Raw genomic sequence first — 24139 nt, 5'->3', positions numbered from 1 at the left:
TCTTGCCCTTTCGGTTGAAGCTTAGCGGGCGGCCTGTCTGGCTGGGTGCAGGGGAGGCTTGGCTCTGCAGCAGGGTCGCAAAGCGCGTGGCGCCCGCATCGGCGGCCTTGGGGGCGTGGCGCTTCTCCGTGCGGATATTGGGCTTGTTTGTATCCGTTGCGGTGATCGCGCTCTTCACAGCCTCGTGCGGCAAGCCCGACTACCCCTCGACCAAGCCCTCTTCGCTGCAAGCGACCATCAGCGCCGACGGGATGATGGTGGCTGCGCTGGATCGATCAGACACAGCTTCACCGAGGTTGTTCCTGTTTGATTTCAATTTCGCCGACAGGATTGAGGCGCGCGAACTGCCGGCCCCGCCGTTCACCAACAGCATTCGTTTCGGTCTGCATGGGTACGAATTGTTGCTCACCCACCTTATTGGCGACCGGAGTGTTGGAGATCTACTTAAATGGGATGTCGCCAATCCACACAGGCCACCTGACCACATATACCGATCGATTGCCCTTAACTTTCCTCTTGAGATTATGCCAGGGTTGTTCCTGGTTCGAACATGTAAGGCTCCGGAAGACGAACCCGGTGCATGTAAGCGTTGGGGGATAACTTGGACGCTTGTGAATGCGAATGGCGTGGTCGATGAAACGTTCGTTGCGGAAGAGAGTGCTTTCTGGCAGAGATGGCCAAACTATCTGAGTGGCGCGGGCGTTTTCTGGGTTAATGACCGGGCACACAGAGCGTCACCCAGATCTCCTCGAAAGGATTTCTCTTTTTTTGTAAAAGGAAAATCACATGACGGTTCTGAGCCGGATACAAGACACTTGGAACAACTGGGGGATGAAACTCGTGATCTTGCCTGCGATTACGAGTCATCCCGATGTCTGCGTGTATTCATCGCGAACTGGGATGAGCAGGCGAGAGCTGCTCCGTACCACTACGACGTCGACGTGGTGTTCGGTGATGAGCGTTGCACATTCGACGGGGGCAACTGGAGTTACATCGCAGGGCAATCCATGACCCCGGATGGGCGCGCGGCTGTGCTGACGGTGGCGGATGAGTATGCCGGGCCGCGAAGGGTGGTTGTCCTGCGTTTTGACGACGATCAATGCCAGCCCATCGAGATGATGACGATTTTTGACCAGAGGAGTCAGGAATGAGCGAGGCACGAATAGTTTGGCAAAGAAATCCCGAGGGGGCTCGCACATGGACCTACGGGTACTGGGGTGGGGGTGGCTGGTCGAATGGGCAGTTCACTTCTGAAAGCCAGTCAGTTGATCCGAGTGGGCCTGTTGCCGACCAACTAGACCAGCAGTTCAAGGACCATGACTTAGCCTATGACTCTGCAATCCGAGCCTGGAAGAGTTCAGATCAAACGCTGACAGCCATCCATAACTTCTGGGATGCGATCATCGCGGCAGATCGGGCGATGCTCGACGGCATTCACGACTTACGCCGGAATGGCGATCTGGGCAATCCGCCGGGACTTGGCTCAACCTCCGAGACGTACATAGCCGCAAAGGATGCGGCGCAGGCTTTCGATACGCTCATGGTTCCTGCAAATGAAGCCGCCCGTGCGAGCAACTTGTCGCCCGACAGACTAGGTGACGTTTCATCGCTAACAGGAAATCGTTGGGATCGATATTGGGCGGTCAAGGAAAGAGAGACCGTCGAGCGACTATTGCGCATAAGCGACACGCTCGGTTCGGCTCCCATTCCACAGTGGATCCCGTCTTGGGATAGCTTTGAGAGGGGACTACTCGATAGATTGCTGAGGCTGAGCAAGAACCTCGACGACATCTTCCGCAGAATCGGCGACCAAACCCAAACCGCTTCCCGTTTCGCCTCCCCCGTCATCCTGGATCTGGATGGCACCGGCATCAACACGGTTGGTCTCGATGCGGGCGTGTACTTCGACCACGCCGCCGACGGCTTCGCCGAGCGTACCGGCTGGCTGGGCGCGGGTGACGGATTGCTGGTATGGGATCGCAACGGCGACGGCGCGATCAACTCTGGCCGCGAGCTGTTCGGCTCCGAAACCGTGCTCGCCAGCGGGCTAAAGGCGGTCAATGGCTTCGAAGCATTGCGGGAATTGGATATTAACGGCGACGGCGTAATCGACGCCAACGATCCGGCCTTTGCCGAATTGCGGGTGTGGGTGGACGCCAACGTCGATGGGCGCACAGGTGAAGGCGAGTTGCTCACGCTGGAAGAGGCGGGTGTGCAGGCCATCAATGTGACCTACAGTCATTCGAACCACGTCGACGCGCATGGCAATGCCCACAAACAGGTGGGCAGCTTCGTCACCACCGGGGGCGAAACACGCACCGCCGCCGACGTGTGGTTCGTCAAGGATGCCGCCTACAGCATCCCCACCGAATGGCTGGAGGTGCCCGAGGAGATCGCGCTGCTGCCCGATGCGCGTGGCTACGGCAAGGTGCATGACCTGCACCAGGCGATGGTGCGCGACGACGTGCTCAAGGGCCTGGTCGAACGCTTTGTGGCCGAGACCGATGGCGCTGAGCGCAATGCCCTGATGCCGCACATCATCTATCGCTGGGCAGGAGTGGATGGCGTGCATCCGGCCAGCCGCACCAATCGCGGCTGGGGTAATGCCATCGGGGATGCACGGCGGCTTGAGGCGTTGGAGGCCTTTCTCGGCCAGGCGTGGTCACAACGGACCTGGGGTAGCAACCCGGGGCGGGATGCGGCGCGCACGCTCAATCAGGCCTATGGGCAGCTCGAAGCGATGGTGTTTGGGCAACTGATGGCGCAAAGCCATCTGAAGGACCTGTTCCTCGATATCCGCTATGGCTGGGATGAAGAAACCGCGAGCATCGTTGGCGATCTGTCTGAAGTTGCGGCGAGCCTTGCCGGGCTGATCGAAAGGGATCGCGGATACGGACTCGAGCAGTTGGGCGAGTTCGTGCGGTCGGTGCGTGGCCTCGGACTGGCCGGAACGCTGGACATGTTGTCGTTCAAGACCATGATGGCGCCGCTGGGTGAAGATGTCTCCGCCGCGCTGGAGGCCCCGCTCGTGGGCTGGGTCGACAGTAACTCCGCCACCGAGGGCAACGACATTCTGCGCGGCACCGAGCTTGACGATTTTATCGATGGCCGGGGGGGCAACGACCTGATCCTGGGGCGCGGGGGCAACGACACGCTGATTGGGGGTGCAGGCAACGACACCTTGGATGGTGGGGCCGGCAACGACGAGTTGCGTGGGGGTACAGGCTCGGACACCTACCGCTTCGGGCGGGGCGACGGGCACGACACGATCATCGAGGATTCGTGGCATGCCGGTGAGGTGGATCGCATAGAGCTGAAGGCCGGCGTGGCGCCGGCGGACGTGCGCCTGGCTCGCATGCGTGATCCTAACAACTGGCGGAGCGTCGATGACCTGGTGTTGAGCATCGCTGATACCGGCGAAACGATTACCGTCAGGAAGCACTTTGCGGCCGGGTCACGGCATGCGATCGAGGAGATCGTGTTTGCCGACGGTACGGTGTGGGACTCCGAGGCTATTTTTAACCGGGTGCTGAGCGGCGGAGATGGCGATGACGTCATCTACGGCATCGCCGGGCGAGACAATCTGATTGCTGGGGGGCGCGGCAACGATACGCTCTTCGGAGCTTCCGGCAACGACACCCTTGACGGCGGGGTTGGCAACGACGAGCTGCGTGGGGGTTCGGGTTCGGATACCTACCGCTTCGGCCGCGGTGACGGCAACGACGTTATCTTTGAGGATTCGTGGCTCGCAGCTGATATCGACCGCATCGAGCTGAAGGCCGGCGTTGCGCCAACGGATGTGCGCCTGCAGCGAGTGCGTGACCAGGGCAACTGGTGGAACGTCGATGATCTGGTGCTGACCATCGTCGATACCGGCGAGACGATCACGGTGAAGAAGCACTTCGTCGGCGGCCATCGGTATGGGGTCGAGGAGATCGTGTTTTCGGACGGCACGGTGTGGGACGCAGAGGCTATCCGCAGCCGCGTGCTGATCGGCAGCGACGGCGATGACACGTTGCAAGGCCATGTCGGGCGCGACAATTCCATTGTCGGTAATGGCGGCAACGACACTTTGCTGGGCCGCGATGGCAACGACACCTTGTCCGGTGGCGCGGGCGACGACCTGCTGATGGGGGGCAAAGGCGACGATCTGCTGATTGCCGGTCCGGGCAGCGACACCTTGCGTGGTGGTAGCGGTTCGGATACCTACCGCTTCGGTTTGGGTGACGGCTTTAACGTGATCGAGGAGGGGTACGACCGGGCGAGCGTCGATACAATCGAACTGGCCGATGGTATTGCACCCGCAGACGTCACGGTGCGCTATACGCGCAGTGGCGACATGATGATCAGCCTGCATGACGGTACCAAAGTGTTTGTTCGCAGCCAGGCGAGCTACTTCGCGGCAAATGACGGGGTCGGCGTTGAGCAGCTTCGCTTTGCCGACGGCACGGTGTGGGACAGGAGCGCGCTGGACATGCGCGCTGTGGTCGGCACTGACGGAGATGACAGGATCGTCTCAGGTTATGACAACGATATCCTCGATGGCGGCGCTGGAAACGACACCTACGTCAACCTTGGAGGCTACGACACCTATGTCTTCGGGATGGGAGACGGAGACGACAGCATTGAGGGCGGACGCGGCAAAGTGGTGTTCAAGCCCGGCGTTGACCAGCTTGGCGTCAGCTTTGCCAGAGAGGACGGTGACCTTGTTGCGACAATCGATGCGTCCGGGGATTCGGTACGCATCGGCAACTGGTTCGGCACATGGTCGGGCGGGCGCATTGAGCGCTTCGAGTTTTCCAACGGCGCGATTCTCAGCGCGGCGAACGTCACGGCGCTTGTCGGTGTTCACAGTGACTCCGAGATTCTCTATGGCTCGCCGGCGGACGACCTCATCACCGGCAGTGACAAGCACAGTACGCTGTATGGCCGTGAGGGCGCCGATACCCTGGTCGGCGGTGGCGGCAATAATCAGCTTTACGGCGAGGCGGGCGACGATCTGCTCCTGGGCGGGGCGGGGCGTGACACGCTTTACGGCGGTGACGGTGACGACACCCTCAACGGCGGTGCTGGTCGAGATCAGCTTTATGGCGGTGCGGGGAGCAACGCATACATCATCGAGCGCGGCAGCGGACTGGATTCGGTGTATGCGGCGAACGCCACTGTCGCAGACGATACGGTGCTCTTTGGGCCGGGCATCCGGGTTGAGGATATCAACGTGCAAATGGGCGCGCGCACCTGGGGGATCCTGCAACCTGGAGATGTCGGCTATTCCGGTCTGGTGATCGGCCTCGGCGGCGACGATGCGGTGATCATCCGCAGCCAGAGCGGGGGCGATCTCGGGCGCGCCGCGGTGAGGCGTTTCCGCTTCGACGACGGCACGGAGTTCAGCCTTGAGGAGATGATCGCGCGGGCGGACGGCGGCGTGATGGGATACCAGGTGCGCCATGGAGGCGATCCCACGCTGCTGCTCGGCAGCGCCGCGGACGACCAGATAGAGGATTACACCGGAGAATCCGTGGTGATCCGCGCGGGGGCCAACAACGACAACATCGTCGTTCTCGGCGGTGACAACATTGTTTCAGCAGGCAGCGGTGACGATACCGTTTACGGCGGTTTCGGCGACGACCTGATTGCAGGCGAGAGCGGCAATGATGTCATCGACGGTGGCGCGGGAGATGACACCTTCCTGTTCAATTATGGTGACGGCGATGATGTGCTGACTGCCGGCGATGGTGTGGACACCCTTTCCTTTGGCGGTGGCATCACACCCATCATGCTGGGCGCCTACCTTGCCGCGGATGGCCGGCTCGTGCTGGTGGTCGATGGGGGACTGGGTGGCAGCATCGTTCTTGAGGGCAGCACGCTGGTCGATCTGTCGGGCGATCTCGAACGCGTTCAGTTCATCGACGCTGAAGGGCGCGCGCGCATCTTCGACCTTGCCGCCTGGGCCAACGCACAAGGCGCTGAACTGCGGGCAGCCAGCGCAACCGCGCCGCTGGCCTTCGTGGCAACCGACTTCGAGCTGACCGGCACCGTTGCGCCTGCAGGCGGCCTGGAAGCGGTGGCCTATGCACAAAGCGGTGACATGTTCGGTGGCGCCGCGCTGGCGCACAACACGCCCACAGCGGGTGATGACGTGATCTACGGCACCGCAGGGGTTGATGCAATCGACGCGGGCGCGGGCAACGACATCGTGATCGGACTGGCGGGTGACGACATCCTCCTCGGCGGCGATGGCGACGACCTGCTGTATGGTGGCGACGGCGACGACTGGCTCGAAGGCGGCGCGGGAAATGACACGCTGCATGGTGGCCACGGCGCCGATACGCTGCGGGGCGGCCCCGGCCGGGACGAACTGTACGGCGGGTGGGGTGGAGATACCTACGTTTATCACACCGGTGACGAAGAGGTGGTGATCGATGATGAGCACCGCCCCCTGCGCGGGGGGCATGGTGTTGGCGAGGGGCCCGATATTATCTCGCCCTCCGCCGCACCCCAGGTTTCCGCGGTTGACTGGGACAGCAGCGGCGACTGGGACTACGTCGGCGACTGGGACTACGACGATCCGGTGTTCGACGACGCGCCCAACATCCTGCAGTTTGGTGAAGGCATCCGGCCCGAGGATCTGCGCTATTCCGAACGCGACGGCGATCTGGTGATCGAATTCGCGGACCGCCCAGGCGACCGCGTGATCCTGCGTGGCTACGCGCCGCATCGGGCAACCCTGACGCGCTCGGTTGATGTATTCCGTTTTGCAGACGGCAGCGAGATTGCCGCCGAAGGCATCGAGGTTTCCGGTGTCACGCAGTCTGGCGGTGACGAAGGGGCATGGCTCACGGGTACGATGTTTGCCGACACTCTGGTCGGCGGCGATGGGGACGACCACTTCGCGAGTGAGGGCGGTTCAGATCTGCTGGTGGGTGGCATAGGGTCCGATACCTACCACATCCATCGCGAGGGTGGCACTCCTGCGGCGCATGTAACCATCGTTGAGACCTGGCGTGAGGGGGACTTCAACCGGCTCGAACTGACCGGCGATGTCGATGCGGATGACCTGCAACTCGCTTTCGATGGGCGCGACTTGCTGCTGGTGCTGGGCGAGGACGGCGGCAGTGTGCGCTTTGCCGGCTTCGATCCGCGCGTGCCCGGCATGCAGCCGCCGATCAACGAGGTGGATTTGTCGTGGACGGGCGAGGTATTGAGCTTCGAGGCCCTGGTCGCCCGCGGCATCCGCTACGGCGAACGCTCCGAAGACATATACGCGATCAATATCGGTGACGGCGAGGTGAACATCTCCGATAGTGCATCCAGCGATGCCGGCAACACGGTGCGCTTCGGTCCCGGCATCACGCCCGAAAGCCTGCAGGAGCGGCTGTCCTTTGCCGAGGATGGCGAAGGTGGGCATAGGCTGTTGGTGCTTTATGGCGGCGAGGGTGACGTGCTGCGGCTTGCGGGCTTCAATCGCGACGATGTGCTTGGCGGGGGCCACGCGGTGGAACACTTCCTGTTCGCCGACGGTACGGTGGTGGATTACGCCACGCTGGTGTCCTGGGGGTTTTCGGTCGAGGGCGACGAGGGTGGCAACACGATCCAGGGCAGCAACCTAGACGATCGTCTGTACGGGCACGGCGGCGATGATGTGTTGATCGGTGGTGAGGGCTTCAATCGTTTCCATGGTGGCCGTGGCAACGACACCCTGATTGGGGGGGCTGGCGTGGATGCCTACCATTTCGAGTTGGGCGACGGCGTCGATACGATCATCGATGACCCGAGCGACAACTTCATCGTCTTTGGTGCTGGGATTTTGCTCGAAGAGCTGACCCTGGGTTGGGACGGCGAAACGCTGCTCATCCACTACGGGCCTGGTGACACAATCCGCCTTCCCGATTTCCATGCCAACATGAGGGACGGGATGCCGGCGGTGATGGCTCTGGCCTTCGATGACGGACGCTTCGCCTCACTGCCGGCAATGCTCAAGAGCGCGCCAGTGGTGGGCGCGAGCATCGCCCCGGTCGAGGCGGTGCAGGATGCGCCGTTCCGTGTTGCGTTGCCTGCTGGCGCATTCGAAGATCCTTTTGGTGGTTCGTTGACCTTGCACGCCCGCATGGCAGACGGTAGCCCTTTGCCGGCATGGCTGCTGTTTGATTCTGCGCGCGGCGTGTTCAGCGGCACACCACGCAACGATGACGTGGGCGACCTTGACATCGTTGTCGAGGCGTGGGACGAGTACGGCTTTTCGGTGACCCAGGACATGCGCGTGACCGTGCATAACGTCAATGATGCGCCGACCGCGGGGGTGTTGCTATCCGACCAGACGGGCCAGCAGCGTGCGGCCTGGGCGTGGCAACTGCCGGACGGAGCTTTCCACGACATCGACCCCGGGGATCAGTTGACCCTCTCAGCCACCCTTGCCGACGGCACCGCGCTACCGGACTGGCTGAGCTTCGACGCTTCGGCCTCTGCCTTCATTGGCACACCGCCCGCCGCTGGCGAGTACGCTATCCAGGTCACCGCCACCGACCTTGCTGGCGCCTCGGCGAGCCAGACCTTCGTCCTCCACGTCGAGGCTGCGGAAGACGCGCACAGCGGGCCAGTGACCCTGCCCGATGCCGCGACAGTTCAGGAAGACCGCACGTTGCTGGCCTGGGGTAATGTGCTTGCCAACGATAGCCACCCCGACAGCGCAACGCTGTGCGTGACCGATGCGGGGGTCCGACGCGGGGAGTACGGCTGGCTCACACTGCTGCCCAACGGCGGCTACGCCTATATGCTGGACAACTTCTCGCCGAAGGTTCAGGGCCTGGGAGTGGGCGAGAGCGCCGAGGAGCGCTTCGGCTATCTGGCGAGCGACGGCCAGAACGTGACCCCTGGGGAGCTCGTGGTGAGTGTTCACGGCACCAACGACGCCCCCGAGCTGGCGCGCCGGCTTTCAAACGTGCAACTGGCACGCGGCCGGGAGTTTTCGTGGCAGATTCCCGAAGGCAGTTTCACCGACCGCGACCTCAGTGACGTGCTGAGCTATTCGGCTACGCTGACGAACGGCCAGCCTCTGCCGAAATGGCTGGCTTTTGATGCTGAGACGCGCAGTTTTAGCGGCACTGCCCCCGCCACGGCAAGGGGCAGCCTCGACATCAGGGTGGTGGCGAGCGACGGCCATGGTAACAGTTCGGTCGCCGCGGACAGCTTCAGGGTCAGCTTTGGCAACAGGACCGTGTATGACATGGGTGGAGGCAATTGCTTCGATGCGCTCCTCCCCGGAAATCTGCCAGGCAACCTCTTCGGGGCCTGGGGCGGCAGCCAGACCGCGAAGACGAACCGCAACACCGGGCAGGACGTACTGGAGCAACTCTTCGGTGGGTCGCACGGCAACTCAAACGGCGCTGGATCCTTGCTGGCTGCACTGAGTCAAAGTGTGCCGGCAGGCTTGCTCGATCCCTACTGGCAAGCACCAACGCCTGCCAGGACTGCTGCAGCAGCCGTACAACATCAATGGCGGCAGTTGCAGGAAGCGCTGGCGCGTCTCGATGCAGAACGGCAGGCAAGTCCCATGTGGCAGGACAGGCGCCACGGGGCTGATCTTGGGGGGCTTGCCGGACTGGTAAGCGGAAATGCGGCGCTGAACCGCCTGGGCGCCGATACCGTCGGCTTGCTACCCTCGGGTGGTCAGCTCAAGGCGTTTTCCGGCCTGCATGAGGGCGTCATCCGTTTGCCGTGCTAAACCTGAACGCTACGATCCCGCAAATTCGACACAATGACGACGCACACTACCAAGAATGCTGACGGAGAACTGGGCTACCAACGTTTTCACCCGCCGCTGATCCGTCTCCAGGATACCGCCCCAAATCCGCTGGGAAGAAAGATCCTGTGGACCTTGGTCGGGCTGATCGGCTTCCTGCTGATCTGGGCGATGACCGGGAAGCTCGATATCATCGCAGTGGCGGAGGGACGCTTGGTGCCTGCGAGCTACCTGCAGATAGTGCAACCCTCGGAAGCCGGAATCGTGCGAGAGATTGTTGTCCGCGAGGGAGAGCGAGTCGGCTTGGGGCAGGTACTCATGCGCATGGATACACTTGCGATGGACGCCGACCTTGAGGCCGTAACCACCGACATGGCGCGCAAACGCGCCCAGTTGGCGCGCATTGATGCGGAAATCGGTGGCAAGGACTTCATTCCTGTCGACGATCTGCCACACGCTGTGTTCAGCGAGGCATTGAGACAGTTCGAGGCAAATCGGGACGCGCTGGCGGCAGCCCTGTCCGAGGAAGGCGCCCGCCTGACCCGGACAGAACGTGAGAAGGGCGCAGCGCTGCAGCAGCGCACGAGGCTACAGGCGATCCTGCCGATCTACCGGGAGCAGGAGGCGGCATTCGATCGTCTGGTCGCCGAGGGCTTCGCGGGCGTGCTGATGGCAGGCGACAAGCGCCGTGAGCGTATAGAACGCGAGCAGGAGCTGGCGACCCAGGAGCACCTCATCGCCTCGGCCGAGGCGAGCATCAGACAGTCACGCGAGAAGCTCACACAGATTCGTGCTGACTACCTGCGCGCGCTTCATGCCGAGCGACACGAGGTTCAAGGTGTCCTCGACCGCCTTGCGCAGGAGCTCGTCAAACAGGTCCACCGCCGCAGTCTTGCCGAGCTGCGGGCGCCTCAGGACGGCGTGATCAAGGATCTCGCCACACACACGACCGGTACTGTTGTCCAACCGGGAACGGTTCTGGCAACCCTGGTGCCAGAAAACGAGACCTTGAAAGCAGAGGTTTGGCTATCGAACGAGGACATCGGATTCGTCCGCCCAGGGCAACCCGTGAAACTCAAGTTTGCTACATATCGGTTCCAGAAGTACGGCATGGGTACGGGCGTGGTGGAACTCGTCAGTGCAGACGCCCAGAGCGAGGAGGAAGCGCGCGAACGCGGTCAGGCTACCGTTGGGGGGCAACCGATGCGCTACCGGGCGCTGGTTTCACTGGACCAGTCGTCACTGGAGCTGGATGGGCAGCGCTACTCGCTTGCCCCAGGCATGCACAGCTCAGCCGAGGTCGTCCTGGGTCGGCGTACGGTGATCGAGTATCTGCTCTCGCCGATCCAGAAAGCCTGGCATGAGGCTGGGCGTGAGCGATGAGAGCCTGTTCTGAGCTTAATCGAAGGCTCGGGGCGAATGCTTGCAAGGTATTCAAAAGCCGACCAACGACTGACTTCGTGAAGGCGGTGCGCGGCGGGTCCTGTCAGCCGCCGCGTCGGCGCACGCATTCCAGGTAGGCTGCGCCGTCCGGCGGGGCGTTGTTGCGCTGGGCGTTGAACACCGTTTCGCCAAGGCATTCGAGCACTTCGTGCAGCGCGTCGTGGCGGTTGCCGCGGGCGAGTTGCAGGGTGGCCACTGCGGCGCGGATGCCGGGGGGCTGGTCGATGGAGAGTTGTTCTTCGATGGCCAGATGCAGCGACAGGTGCAAGAAGGGGTTCACCTGGCCGTCGTCCGGGCTGAACTCGCGCGCCACGGCCTCCGGGTCTTCCAGCATGGGGTGGTATTCCGGGTGCAGGCTGATGATGTCCACCGCCATGCTTTCCATGGCGGTCAGGGCTTCGCTGGCGTGCTGCTTGCGCCAGGCGGCGATGAAGAAGTTGCGCACCTGCTCGCGCGAGGGATTGAACATGGGGTCTCCGGGCTTCAGTCGGTCTTGTCGCGGAATGTGCACAGATCGCGCACGAGGCAGGCGCCGCACAGCGGTTTGCGCGCGGTGCACACATAGCGCCCGTGCAGGATCAGCCAGTGATGGGCGTCCTTCAGGTAGTCCTTGGGTACGCGGCGCATCAGCGCCTGTTCGACCGCCAGCACGTCCTTGCCCGGCGCCAGCCCGCTGCGGTTGGAGAGGCGGAAGATGTGGGTGTCCACCGCCATGACCGGGTCGCCGAAGACCGTGTTGAGCACCACGTTGGCAGTCTTGCGGCCGACGCCGGGCAGGGCTTCGAGCGCGGCGCGGTTGTGCGGCACCTCGCCGCCGTGGCGTTCCAGCAACTGGCGTGACAGGCTCACGGTGTTCTTCGCCTTGTTGCGGAACAGGCCAATGGTCTTGATGTGTTCGGCGACGCTGTCCTCGCCCAGGGTGATCATCGCCTCCGGCGTTGGGGCGGCGGCGAACAGTCTGCGGGTGGCGAGGTTGACGCTCTTGTCGGTGGCCTGTGCGGAGAGCACCACCGCCACCAGCAACTGGTAGGGCGAGCCATATTCCAGTTCGGTGGTGGGATGGGGGTTGGCCTCCGCCAGGCGGCGGAAGAACTCGCGGATGGCCTCGCGCTTCATCATCGCAGGGCGGCCGCAATAAACGTAGCCCGGATGTAACGAAGTGGAATCCGGGACGGCTGGTGGTCGGCGGGAACGTTTTCCCGGATTGCGCTGCGCTTCATCCGGGCTACGTGATGGTCGGTTGAAGGAAGTGGAATCCGGGACGGCTGGTGGTTGGCGGGAAGGCTCTCCCGGATTGCGCTGCGCTTCATCCAGGTTACGCGACGGCCGGTTGTTCTTCGCCAGGCTTGTCTTGGGCGACGGCTTGCGGCTGGGCGCGCTGGCGTGCTGCGCTGCGCTGGTTGAGCCAGTTAAACGCGGCGATCATCAGGCCGAAGACGAAGAAGGCGCCGGGCGGCAGGATGGCGATGAGGAAGCCGGGGTAGTCGTCGCCGAACACCTGTACGGCGCTGAGGCTGGGGATGATCATGTCGATGCCGGCGAACAGCGTGCCGCTGCCGAGCAGTTCGCGCAGTCCGCCGAGGACGGCGAGCACCCAGACCAGGCCGATGCCCATCATGACGCCGTCGAGGGTGGAGCTGAGGGGGTCGTTCTTGGCGGCGTAGGCTTCGACGCGGGCGAGGACGATGCAGTTGGTGACGATCAGCGGAATGAAGATCCCCAGCACCAGGTAGAGGCTGTGGAAGTAGGCGTTGAAGGCCAGATCCACCATGGTCACCAGCGCGGCGATGATGAGGATGAACACCGGGATGCGGATTTCGTAGGGAATGAAGTTGCGCAGGCTGGCCACCGCGAGGTTGGCCACCGCCATCACAAGGATGGTGGCCAGGCCGAGGCTGACCGCATTGACCATGCTGGTGCTGATGGCGAGGATGGGGCACAGGCCGAGCAACTGGACCAGGCCGGGGTTCTGCTTCCACAGGCCGTTCCAGGCGTTGTCGCGGAATTTCTGCATGTCCATGGCCTTACTCCTGGGGGGGCAGGGTGCTGCCGGTTTCGGCGGCGAACAGTGCGTCGCGGTGGGCAACGGCCCAGCGCAGTGCGCGCCCGGTGGCGTTGGTGACGGCACGGGCGCTGATGGTGGCGCCGGCACGGGCGTCGAAGACGCCGCCGTCACGCTTGACCTTCCATACTGCGGGATCGACCTGGTCGTGGGTGATGCCGGCAAACTGGCCGATCCACGGGCGTTCCTTGTTGCGGTCCTTCTGCGGGTCGATGTAGTCGCCGAGGCCGGGGGTTTCCTTGTGGGCGGTGACGCGTACGCCGGAGACGCGGCCGTCGGTGTCCACCGCCAGCACCAGCTGGATGCGCCCGGCGTAGCCGTCGGCGGCTTCGGCCTCGATCAGCAGGGCCACTGCCTCGCCGTTACGGCGTGCGCGGTACACCGCGCCGCCGCGGCTGAGCCCCAGCTCGGGCGTGGGCCCGAGGTGGAGGACGTCGCCGAGGAGGTCGTTGTCGTAGCTGCCGGCGGGCAGCACTTCGTTGATCAGGCGCATCTTCTCGGCCAGTTCGGAGGCTTCGATGGCCGGGCGGGTAAGGGTGTAGGTGAAGGCCATGGCGGCGGTGAACAGCAGGCTGAACACCAGCATGATGGCGGCGGTGCGCAGCGAGGTGCGCGCGGCGGTATAGCGGGCGTTCATGGCTTGTCCCCGCGGTGGCCGAAGACGCGCGGCTGGGTCTTCATGTCGATCAGCGGCACGCACATGTTCATCAGCAGCACCGCGAAGGCGATGCCCTCGGGATAGGCGCCGAAGTTGCGGATGAGATAGGCGAGAACGCCGACGCCGGCGGCGAAGATGAGTTTGCCGCGCGGCGTGGTGGCCCCCGAAACGGGGTCGGTGACGATGAAGAAGGCCGCCAGCATGGCGCCGCCGCTGGCGAGGTGGAAGAGCGGCGAGGCGAACTGGCCGGGGCTGGCCACCCAGAATACGGCCGCGGTGGCGGCCAGGGCGGCGATGAAGGCCACCGGCATGTGCCAGGTGATGACCCGGCGGGCAAGCAGGAAGAGGCCGCCGAGCAGGTAGCCGAGGCCGACCCATTCCCAGCCGCGTCCGCCGACGGCGCCGAAGCTGTCCTGCTTGAGCAGGGTGGCGACGTCGGCCTCGCCGACGCGCAGACCGGTGCGCAGGGCGTCCAGCGCGGTGGCGCCGGTGATGGCGTCAAGGTCGCGTGCGCCGCCGAGGATGAGGTCGAGCTGGGTGGCGAAATCGAGCTCGCCGGCAGGCGGCCACTGCGACATCAGCGCGGGATAGGCGATGATCATCGTGCAGTAGGCCACCATTGCCGGATTGAAGGGGTTCTGCCCGAGCCCGCCGTAGAGGTGCTTGACGGCGATGATGGCCACCAGCACGGCGATGACGGTGACCCACCACGGCACGATGGTGGGAAAGCACAGTGCCACCAGCCATGCCGTCACCACCGCCGAGAGGTCGCCCAGGCTGGTGCCGATGGGGCGCTTGCGCAGACGCAGGACGAGGGCCTCGGCGGCGAGCGCGGTGAGGGTGGCGATGGCGAGGTTGACCAGGATGCCGGCGCCGACCTGCCAGACGTAGGCGGCGATGCCGGGGAGGAGGGCCAGCAGCACGGTGAACATCACCTGGCGGACGCTGGCCTGCTTGCGGATGTAGGGGGAATGGATCATCGCGTCGGCTCGGGCGCTCAGGCGTCGCGCGCCTCGGTTTTTTGGGGGGCGTCGTCGGCGGCCGACGGCGGGGCGTCGAGGCCGAGTTCGCGGCGGCGGCGCTCGATCTCGTCGATCTCGGCCTGCTTCTCGCTGCTCAGCCCTTCGGTGTTCTTTGGCGCCACCGCAGCCTTCTGTGCCTTGGCGCGGGCCAGTGCGGCGGCGACGAGGGCCTTCTTGGGGTCTTCCGCGGCGGCTGCTGCGGGGCTGTCGCTGGCCTCGCCACCTTCGGCGAGCTTGGCGCGCGTCTCGGCGGCCTTGGCGGCGAGCTTGGCGGCCTTCTCCTCTTTTTCGCGTTCCTGCCGCCAGTTGCGGAACTCGAAGCGCTCGCGGGCCTGGTCGGCGGCGTTCTTGTCGCGTTCGCGCGCCCAGATCTCGCTCTTGGCGAAGCGGAAGTAATCGACCAGCGGGATGTGCGAGGGGCACACGTAGCTGCAGCAGCCGCACTCGATGCAGTCGAAGAGGTGGTATTCCTGCGCCTTGCCGAAGTTCTTCGCACGCGCGTGCCAGTACATCTCGAAGGGTTGCAGCTCCGCGGGGCAGGCGCGCGCGCAGCTGCCGCAGCGGATGCAGGCCTGTTCCGGCGGGGCGCTGGGGAAGAGCTTCTGCGATGCGGAGATCAGGCAGTTGCTGGCCTTCACCACCGGTACATGGAGGTCGGGGAGGGCGAAGCCCATCATCGGCCCGCCCATGATGATGCGGTCGGTATCGGCGCGGCGCGGGCCGGCGAGGGCGAGCAGGTCTTCAACCGGCGTGCCGATCAGGACCTCGAAGTTGCCGGGCTGGTCGACGTTGCCGGTGAGGGTGACGATGCGGCTGATCAGTGGTTCGCCATGTTCCATCGCCCGGTACACCGCATGTGCGGTGCCGACGTTGAAGCACTGCACGCCGAATTCGCCGCCGAGGCGGCCGTAGGGGATCTCGATGCCGGTGAGGGTGCGGATGAGCTGCTTCTCGCCGCCGGCCGGGTACACCGCCGGGATCACCACCACCTCGGCGCCGGGCAGTGCGGCGCAGGCGCTGCGCATCGCGGCGATGGCTTCCGGTTTGTTGTCCTCGATGCCGATCAGCAGGCGCTCGGCGCCGATCAGGTGGCGCAGGATGCGGGCGCCGACGAGGATGTCGGCGGCGCGTTCGCGCATCAGGCGGTCGTCGCAGGTGATCCACGGCTCGCATTCGGCGCCGTTGAGGATCAGGGTGTGGATGCCGCTGCCGGTGCCGAGCTTGACGTGACTGGGGAAGGTCGCACCGCCGAGGCCGACGAGGCCGCAGTCGCGCAGGTGGGCGAGGGCTTCGGCGCGCGAGCTCTGTTGCCAGTCGAAAGGTGCGTGCTCGATCCAGCGTTCCTCGCCGTCGGGCTCGATCTCCACCGCCAGCGTGCTGAGCCCGGAGGGGTGGGGCATGAGGTGGTCGCCGATTGCCACCACGGTGCCCGAGGTGGGCGCATGCACGGCGGTGCCGAGCACGCCCACCGGTGCGCCGATGCGCTCGCCCTTGAACACCTTCTGGCCCGCCACGACGAGGCATTCGGAGGCCGCGCGCGCACTCTGGCGCAGGGGGACGACCAGCCTGCCGGGCAAGGGCGCGGAGCGGATCGGCGTGCCGCAGGATTCGTGCTTGTGGCCGTCGGTCTTGACGCCGCCGTGGAAACTGAACAGACGAACGCTCATGAGGCCTTCCTGATTTCCACCACCGGGTACTTCCACTTCCAGGTCTCCACCGTCTCGGCGACCGGCTCCATGGTGATGCAGTCCACCGGGCAGGGGGCCACGCACAGCTCGCAGCCGGTGCACAGGGGCTCGACCACGGTGTGCATCTGCTTGGCGGCGCCGACGATGGCATCCACCGGGCAGGCCTGGATGCACAGCGTGCAGCCGATGCAGGTCTGCTCGTCGATGAAGGCCACCGACTTGGGCTTCTCCACTCCGTGCTCTTCGGAGAGCGGCTTGAACTCGCGGCCGAGGAGGTCGGCGAGCTTGCGGATGCCTTCCTCGCCGCCCGGCGGGCACTGGTTGATGTCGGCCTCGCCGTTGGCCACTGCCTGCGCATAGGGCTTGCAGCCGGGGTAGCCGCACTGGCCGCACTGGGTCTGCGGCAGGATGGCGTCGATCTTCTCGACCAGCGGGTCGCCTTCGACCTTGAAGCGGATCGAGGCATAGCCGAGCGCCGCACCGAGCACGACGGCGATTCCGGCCATGATCAGGAGGGCAGTCAGCATGCGTTGGGGTGGGGTCGGGGCAAGGGGTTGAAAGGCGGGCGCTGGCCGCTATGGTTGTTGTGTGCCGCGCTGTTGCCGGCGGTCAATGGAAGCGGTCCAGTCCGGCGAAGCCCATGAAGGCGAGACTCATGAAGCCGGCGGTGATCATGGCGATGGCGGTACCCTTGAAGGGCAGCGGTACGTCGGCGCCGTCGAGGCGCTCGCGGATGCCGGCGAACAGCACCAGCGCCATGGTGAAACCGAGCGAGGAGCCGAAGCCGAACAGCAGGGCTTCGAGCAGGTTGTGGTTGAGGCCGACGTTGAGCAGCGGCACGCCGAGCACGGCGCAGTTGGTGGTGATCAGCGGCAGGTAGATGCCCAGCACCTGGTGCAGCAGCGGGCTGGTCTTCTGGATCACCAGCTCGGTGAACTGGACGATGGCGGCGATCACCACGATGAAGGACAGGGTGCGCAGGTAGGCCAGATCGAAGGGCTGCAGCAGGTAGTGGTCGATCAGGTAGCTGGTGCCGGCGCCGAGGGTGAGCACGAAGGTGGTCGCCGCGCCCATGCCGACGGCGGTTTCGAGCTTCTTGGAGACGCCCATGAAGGGGCACAGGCCAAGAATGCGGATGAACACCACATTGTTGACGAGAACCGCGCCGATGACGACGAAGATGTAGCTGCTCATGTCTGGCCGATGCTCCGCGAGCGAAGCGCCACTGCTTGGAATCGCGGGATTATCCCCCGCCCTGCGGCGGGGCTCAAGCCCGCCGGCGACATGGACATATGATTGCCGGTTCTATGCTGTTGTGCCACGACCGTCGTCGGTGGCACGCACGCACTCGCCCACCAGCCCCGGGCCGCGGTAGATCAGGCCGCTGTATAGCTGCACCAGCGCGGCGCCGGCGTCGAGCTTGGCGCGTGCGCTGCGCGCATCGGTGATGCCGCCGGCGGCGATCACCGGCAGTTCGCCGGCGAGCGCGCGCACCAGTTTGGCGACCACCGCGGTGGAGGCCTCGAACACCGGCGCGCCGGACAGACCGCCCTGCTGTTCGGCATAGCGCACGCCCTGCACCTTGTCGCGCGAGATCGTCGTGTTGGTGGCGATCACGCCGTCGATGCGATGGCGGCGCAGGGCGTCGGCGATGTTGGTGACCTGCGCATCGTCGAGATCGGGCGCGATCTTCAGCACCAGCGGGACGTAGCGGCCGTGCTGGTCGGCCAGTCGCTCCTGGCTGGCCTTGAGGCGGCCGAGGAGGTCGTCGAGTTCGGACTCGCCCTGCAGCTGGCGCAGGTTGGCGGTGTTCGGCGAGGAGATATTGACGGTGACGTAGCTTGCCAGCGCATAGACCTTGTCGAGGCAGGCAAGGTAGTCGTCGGCGGCGCGCTCGATCGCGGTATCGAAGTTCTTGCCGATGTTGATGCCGAGGATGCCGCGGTATTTTGCCGCCCTGACGTTGGCCACCAGCACGTCCACGCCGTGGTTGTTGAACCCCATGCGGTTGATGATGCCGCGCACTTCGGGCAGGCGGAACAGCCGCGGGCGCGGATTGCCCGGCTGCGGCCGCGGCGTCACGGTGCCGATTTCGAGAAAGCCGAAACCCATGCGCGCGAGCCCGTCGATGGCCTCGCCATTCTTGTCGAGCCCGGCGGCCAGGCCGACGCGGTTGGGAAAATCCAGCCCCATCACGCGCACCGGCTCGGCGGCCAGCGGCTTGCCGCGGGGCAGCACGCGGCCGGCGACATTGAGTGTGGCAAGGGTGAATTCGTGGGCGGTTTCGGCGTCGAGCGAAAACAGCAGCGGGCGGGCGAGGTCGTAGAGCATGGCGCGGATTCTACCGCTTCGGCGACGGCTTGGCGCAGCCGTCGCCTTCAGCCCTGCGGCGTAAGACTTCCGGAAGAGGCCGGCAGCGCCCGCCAGTCACCGTCGATGCGCCCCTGCAGGGCCGCAAAGCGGGCCTTGTAGGCCATCTTGGGACTCTCTGCGATCCAGTAGCCGAGATAGAGGTAGGGCAGCTGCAGGCGGCGGCAGGTGTCGATCTGCCAGAGGATGCCGTAGGTGCCGAAGCTGCAGTGCGGCAGCGCCGGATCGAAGAAGGTGTAGACGCTGGAGAGGCCGTCGGTGAGGCGGTCGATGACGCTCACCATGCGCAGCATGCCGCGTTCGCGGAATTCCACCAGACGGGTGTCGACGTGGCTCTGCAGCAGGAAGTGGGTGTATTGCTCGCGGCTGTCCTGGTCCATGCCGCCGCCGGCGTGGCGCACGTTCTGGTAGCGCTGGTAGAGGGCGTAGTGCTCTTCGTGGAAGCCCAGCGCGCATTCGCGCGCCTGCAGCGCGGCGTGGCGCGTGCGCGCGCGGCGCTGGCTGCGGTCGGGGACGAACTGGCGGACGTCGATGCGCACCGGCACGCAGGCCCGGCAGTTGTCGCAGTGCGGGCGGTAGGTGAAGGTGCCGGAGCGGCGGAAGCCGCTGCGCACCAGTTCGCTGTACACGTAGGGGTCGATGAGATGGCCGGGGGTGGCCACCTGCGAGCGTGCCTGGCGGTCGGGCAGGTAGGAGCACGGATAGGGCGCGGTGGCGTAGAACTGGATCAGCCCGTAAGGATAGTCGTGCTGCATTGCGTGTCGGCTCAGCGGCCGCTCCCCCAGTCGATGGCGGCGCCCGCACCGGCGGGCCAGCGCTGCGGCGCGGCGCCGGCCTGGGTCCAGTGCGCGAGGCCGGCGGCAAAGTCGGCGCGCGGCATCTCGCGGGCACCCATGGAGAGCAGGTGCGGGGTGGTCATCTGGCAATCTATCACGGCGTATCCCCGGCTCTCAAGAAAGCGCGCGAGATGGGCGAGGGCGACCTTGGAGGCATCACTGACGCGGCTGAACATCGATTCGCCGAAGAAGGCCTGCCCCAGTGCGATGCCGTACAGCCCGCCGACGAGGCGGTCGTCCTGCCAGCTTTCGACACTGTGGGCGTAGCCCAGTTCGTGCATCCGGCAGTAGGCAGCCTGCATCTCGGCGGTGATCCAGGTGCCGCCGCCGGGTTCGCGGGGGGCGGCGCAGGCGGCCATGACCGCATCGAAGGCGGTGTCGAAGCGCACCTCGAAGCGCCGCTGGCGCAGCGTGCGGCGCAGCGAGCGGGTGATGCGGATCTCCTCCGGGCGCAGCACCAGGCGCGGGTCCGGGCTCCACCACAGGATGGGTTCGCCGGCGCTGAACCATGGAAAGATGCCGCGCCGGTAGGCTGCCAGCAGCCATTCGGGGTCGAGCGCGCCACCGGCGGCGAGCAGGCCGGGCGGGTTGGCGAGCGCCTGGGTGAGCGGGGGAAAGGCCGGCCGGTCGGTCAGCCAGGGGATCATGCGCGGATCTGCACCAGCGCGGGCGCGCTGCCGGCCTCGGCGAGCAGGGCCTCGCTGCTGTCGTCGTGGAAGGTCACCACATGGTCGACGTCGAGACGGATGCCGATGTTCTCGCCGATGGCGTGGTTGTGGTGGCTGGGCACCAGCGACAGCACGCGGGTGCCGCTGGGCAGCGCCAGGGTGTACAGGATGTCGGCGCCGCGGAAGGCCTTCTTGACCACCCGTGCCTTGAGCGTGCTGGCGTCGTCATGGACGATGTCGTCGGGGCGCAGCAGCACGTCCACCGTGCACCCGCGCGCGCAGTTGTGGCAACCGCTGCCGCATTCGACCGGAATGGCGCTGTGCAGGGTGCCCAGTTCGACGCGCACCTGGCGGTCGTCGAGGACGGTGCCGGGGAGCAGCACGCCCTGGCCGATGAAGTCGGCGACGAAGCGGTTGCGCGGGCGGTGATAGAGGTTGTAGGGCGTGTCCCACTGCTGGATGCGGCCCTCGTTCATGATGCCGATGTCGTCGGCAACGGCAAAGGCCTCGTGCTGGTCGTGGGTGACCAGCACTGCCGTGGTGCCGGTGGCCTTGATGATGTCGCGGACTTCGTGGGAGAGGCGTTCGCGCAGTTCCACATCGAGGTTGGAGAAGGGCTCGTCGAGCAGCAGCAGCGCCGGCCGCGGTGCCAGCGCGCGGGCGAGCGCGACACGCTGCTGCTGGCCGCCGGACATCTCGTGGGGGTACTTGCCGCCCTGTTCGGCGAGGCCGACGATGGCCAGCAGTTCGGCCACCCGCGCTTCGCGTTCGCGTGCGGCCATGCCGCGCAGGCCGAAGGCGATGTTGCCGGCCACGGTGAGGTGGGGGAAGAGGGCGTAGTCCTGGAACACCATGCCGATGCGGCGCTGTTCCGGGGGGGTGTGCAGCGCGGCGCTGCTGACCAGCTCGCCGTCGAGGCGGACCTCGCCGCCGGCAACGCGTTCGAAACCGGCGATGCAGCGCAGTACCGTGGTCTTGCCGCAGCCGGAAGGCCCCAGCAGGCAGCCGATGCGGCCCTTCTCCAGGCGCAGGCTGAGCTTGCGCACCACGCTGTGGGTGCCGAAGGCGAGGTCGATGTCGGCAAGTTCCAGGTGAGACATGCGCTGTCCTGAGGAGTGCGGGCGGCGGAAGTGACGGAAGCGATTATTGCACCGCGGAATCTCAAATGCGATCAATTATAATTTTCTGCGTACTCCACCCCTTTCCGCAAGCAACGGACCCTTCATGAACGCAACACAGGCCCTCAGGCACGCCAGCGCGGCACTGGGCGCACGCATCGGGCGGCGCTGGTCGACGCTGACGCTGATCGCGGTGGTGGTCGCGCTGGCCATCGCCATGCCGGTGCTGTCGGTGTTCTCCAACGTCCTCAGCGGCGGCACTTCGGATACCTGGGCGCACCTTGCCGACACCGTGCTCGGCGAGTTCGTGCGCAATACCCTCATCCTCTGCGTCGGCGTCGGCATCGGGGTGGCGAGCATCGGCATCACCACGGCGTGGCTGACCACCATGCACGATTTTCCGGGGCGGCGCTTCTTCGAGTGGGCGCTGGTGCTGCCGCTGGCGATGCCGGCCTACGTCATGGCCTACGTATATACCGACTACCTGCAGTTCGTCGGCCCGGTGCAGAGCTGGCTGCGCGAAACCTTCGAATGGCGGCGGGGCGACTACTGGTTCCCGGACGTACGCTCGGTGGGCGGGGCGGTGGCGATGTTCATGTTCGTGCTCTACCCCTACGTCTACATGCTGGTGCGCACCGCCTTCCTGGAGCGTGCCGGCGGCATGCTGGAGGCCGGCCGCTCACTGGGGCTGGGGCCGTGGGGCGGTTTCTTCCGCGTCTCGCTGCCGCTGGCCCGCCCGGCGGTGGTGGCGGGCACTGCGCTGGCGCTGATGGAGACGCTGGCGGACTACGGCACGGTGTCTTACTTCGGCGTGCAGACCTTCACCACCGGCATCTATCGCGCCTGGTTCTCGCTCGGCGACCGTGTCGCAGCGGCGCAGTTGTCGGCCTCGCTGCTTGCCTTCGTCATTCTCGTGCTGCTCCTCGAACGTGCCAGCCGCGGGCGCGCGCGTTTCCACAACACCTCGCGCAGCGCCCCGCGGCCGGTGCGCAAGCGCCTGTCGCCGCTGGGCGGCGCGCTGGCCGCGCTGGCCTGCTTCCTGCCGCTGTTCTTCGGCTTCCTGCTTCCCGGCTACCTGCTGCTGGAGATGGCCATCGAGGTCGGCGACAGCCAGTTCGGCCCGCGCTTCGTGCAACTGGCGCGCAACAGCTTCGTGCTTGCGGCGGTGACCGCCGTGCTTGCCGTGGTGTTGGCGGTGCTGCTTGCCTACGCCGCGCGGCTGGCACGTTCGCGCCTGCCGGAGTTCCTCAACCGCGTGGTGGCGCTCGGCTACGCAGTGCCCGGTTCGGTGATCGCGGTCGGCATCCTGATCCCGGTAACCCGCCTCGACAACCTGCTCGCCGCCTGGTGGGAGGCGAGCTTCGGCGTCAATCCCGGCCTGCTGCTCACCGGCGGCATCGCCGCGCTGGTGTATGCCTACCTCAGCCGCTTCCTGGCGGTGGCCCTGCACACCGTCGAATCCAGTCTCGGCAAGATCACCCCGAGCATGGACGACGCCGCGCGCAGCCTGGGTTACGGCAAGTGGCTCACCCTCGGTCGCGTGCACGTGCCCATCCTGCGCGGCAGCCTGCTCACCGCCGGCCTGCTGGTGTTCGTCGACGTCATGAAGGAACTGCCGGCGACGCTGGTGATGCGCCCGTTCAACTTCGATACCCTGGCCACCCAGGCCCACACCCTGGCCGCCGACGAACGTCTGGCCGAAGCCTCCACCGCGGCATTGACCATCGTCGTGGTGGGGCTGCTGCCGATGTTCATCATTTCACGGCAGATCGTGCGCGGCGAACGACCGACGACCTGAGCGTGCTCAGGAGCGCGGGAACAGCCTTATCGTCCGGTAGGGTTCCCCGTTCTCCAGGCGGGTGAGCAGGAAGAGGCGGAAGGCGGCATAGCTGCCGGCGTCGACGTAATCGCGGGAGAGCAGGAGGAGATCCTCGATGCCGTCGCCGTCGAAGTCCGCGCGCGCCACCAGGGCTATTTCCTGGATGCCGTGAGGATGGCTGAAGCGCACGCTGTCGACCGTCAGGCGGTGCCCCTTGATGTCCGGCTCCACCTCTGCCCAGCGGCGCTCATCACCGGCGGGAATGCGCCCGGACTCCGCCACCCGCAGGGCGAACTCCGCCGGCAGGTGCACGGGCAGCGCTTCGTCGATGGCGGCGTCGCCGATCCATGAGTGCGCAGCCGGGCGCGCCTGGGCAATCAGCGCGGTGGCCTCGCACATCGCCGCGATCTCCATGAAGGCTGCGGCGGCGCTCTCGTCAACCGGCGCGAGTTGCTCATGAGCCCGTTCGAGGTAGGCGGAGCAGGTGGCGTAGGGGGCGGCAGCTTCCGGTGTTCGTTGCGGGGCCAGTTCGAAAGTGGCGTACCAGGCGGCGTCGAGCAGATCGTGCGCAGAGGCTGCGCTGTCTGCCTGCGGAGGAACGGCGAGCAGGGCCGGCAGGGTGAAGCCCGTGCCGACTGCAGGCTCAACACCAGAACGTGGGGGCGGGAGGGGCGTGTTTGCGCTGCATCCGGTCAGCAAGGCAATCACGGTGAGGG

General features: G+C 65.6%; 17 protein-coding genes. 4 read left to right on the top strand and 13 right to left on the bottom strand.

Annotation, left to right across the window (positions count from 1 at the left end; all coding sequences use genetic code 11):
* The first annotated feature begins 86 nt into the window (after positions 1–86).
* The 3 genes from C8261_RS17170 to C8261_RS09015 are packed head-to-tail and all read left to right on the top strand — an operon-like array spanning position 87 to position 11122.
* Complete coding sequence (locus C8261_RS17170) at positions 87–1151, top strand: hypothetical protein (protein WP_181358903.1); 1065 nt, start codon at positions 87–89, stop codon at positions 1149–1151.
* On the top strand, positions 1148–9721 hold the full coding sequence (locus tag C8261_RS17750; RefSeq protein ID WP_107493356.1) for a calcium-binding protein: 8574 nt from the start codon (positions 1148–1150) through the stop codon (positions 9719–9721). The genes C8261_RS17170 and C8261_RS17750 overlap by 4 nt, the downstream gene beginning before the upstream one ends.
* 33 nt (positions 9722–9754) lie before the next feature.
* Entirely contained in the window at positions 9755–11122 is a 1368-nt protein-coding gene (locus C8261_RS09015) for an HlyD family type I secretion periplasmic adaptor subunit (RefSeq protein WP_107493354.1), read from the top strand.
* Positions 11123–11225: 103 nt separating this feature from the next.
* Here C8261_RS09015 and C8261_RS09010 read toward each other — a convergent pair whose 3' ends face one another.
* From C8261_RS09010 to C8261_RS08955, 12 genes are all read right to left on the bottom strand, one after another.
* Entirely contained in the window at positions 11226–11651 is a 426-nt protein-coding gene (locus C8261_RS09010; RefSeq protein WP_107493352.1) for a DUF1841 family protein, read from the bottom strand.
* A gap of 14 nt (positions 11652–11665) precedes the next feature.
* Positions 11666–12298 carry an endonuclease III gene (gene nth, locus C8261_RS09005; RefSeq protein WP_107493499.1) on the bottom strand — a complete coding sequence of 211 codons (633 nt, stop codon included), beginning with the start codon at positions 12296–12298 and terminating at the stop codon, positions 11666–11668.
* Between the two features lie 199 nt (positions 12299–12497).
* A complete protein-coding gene (locus C8261_RS09000; protein WP_107493350.1) occupies positions 12498–13202 on the bottom strand; it encodes an electron transport complex subunit E in 705 nt (234 codons plus the stop codon).
* A 4-nt stretch (positions 13203–13206) separates the two neighbouring features.
* Positions 13207–13881 (bottom strand): RnfABCDGE type electron transport complex subunit G, encoded by a 675-nt coding sequence (locus C8261_RS08995; protein WP_107493349.1) that lies wholly within the window; start codon positions 13879–13881, stop codon positions 13207–13209.
* Positions 13878–14882 carry an RnfABCDGE type electron transport complex subunit D gene (locus C8261_RS08990; RefSeq protein ID WP_107493348.1) on the bottom strand — a complete coding sequence of 335 codons (1005 nt, stop codon included), beginning with the start codon at positions 14880–14882 and terminating at the stop codon, positions 13878–13880. The genes C8261_RS08995 and C8261_RS08990 overlap by 4 nt, the downstream gene beginning before the upstream one ends.
* A gap of 17 nt (positions 14883–14899) precedes the next feature.
* Positions 14900–16591, bottom strand: a complete 1692-nt coding sequence (gene rsxC, locus C8261_RS08985) for an electron transport complex subunit RsxC (protein WP_107493347.1) — start codon at positions 16589–16591, stop codon at positions 14900–14902.
* Positions 16588–17139, bottom strand: coding sequence for an electron transport complex subunit RsxB (gene rsxB / locus C8261_RS08980; RefSeq protein WP_107493346.1), 552 nt, complete (start codon positions 17137–17139; stop codon positions 16588–16590). The genes rsxC and rsxB overlap by 4 nt, the downstream gene beginning before the upstream one ends.
* Positions 17140–17221: 82 nt before the next feature.
* Complete coding sequence (rsxA, locus tag C8261_RS08975; protein WP_107493345.1) at positions 17222–17806, bottom strand: electron transport complex subunit RsxA; 585 nt, start codon at positions 17804–17806, stop codon at positions 17222–17224.
* 111 nt (positions 17807–17917) lie between these two features.
* Entirely contained in the window at positions 17918–18943 is a 1026-nt protein-coding gene (locus tag C8261_RS08970) for a quinone-dependent dihydroorotate dehydrogenase (RefSeq protein ID WP_107493344.1), read from the bottom strand.
* Between the two features lie 47 nt (positions 18944–18990).
* Positions 18991–19737: an arginyltransferase gene (locus C8261_RS08965; protein ID WP_107493343.1), complete on the bottom strand. Its 747-nt coding sequence runs from the start codon at positions 19735–19737 to the stop codon at positions 18991–18993.
* 11 nt (positions 19738–19748) lie between these two features.
* Positions 19749–20465 (bottom strand): leucyl/phenylalanyl-tRNA--protein transferase, encoded by a 717-nt coding sequence (gene aat / locus C8261_RS08960; RefSeq protein WP_107493342.1) that lies wholly within the window; start codon positions 20463–20465, stop codon positions 19749–19751.
* On the bottom strand, positions 20462–21586 hold the full coding sequence (locus C8261_RS08955) for an ABC transporter ATP-binding protein (RefSeq protein WP_107493341.1): 1125 nt from the start codon (positions 21584–21586) through the stop codon (positions 20462–20464). The genes aat and C8261_RS08955 overlap by 4 nt, the downstream gene beginning before the upstream one ends.
* Before the next feature lie 235 nt (positions 21587–21821).
* Between C8261_RS08955 and C8261_RS08950 the strand changes: the two genes are divergently transcribed.
* Positions 21822–23402 (top strand): ABC transporter permease, encoded by a 1581-nt coding sequence (locus C8261_RS08950; RefSeq protein ID WP_235864886.1) that lies wholly within the window; start codon positions 21822–21824, stop codon positions 23400–23402.
* 6 nt (positions 23403–23408) lie between these two features.
* On the opposite strand, the gene C8261_RS08945 is transcribed toward C8261_RS08950, so the two are convergent.
* A complete protein-coding gene (locus C8261_RS08945; protein WP_181358902.1) occupies positions 23409–24131 on the bottom strand; it encodes a hypothetical protein in 723 nt (240 codons plus the stop codon).
* Between the last annotated feature and the right edge of the window lie 8 nt (positions 24132–24139).

It is taken from the genome of Pseudothauera lacus, from assembly GCF_003034845.1.
Lineage (GTDB): Bacteria > Pseudomonadota > Gammaproteobacteria > Burkholderiales > Rhodocyclaceae > Pseudothauera > Pseudothauera lacus.
The sequence above is the reverse complement of the archived record's forward strand: the minus strand, read 5'-3'. Positions and strand labels throughout refer to the sequence as shown.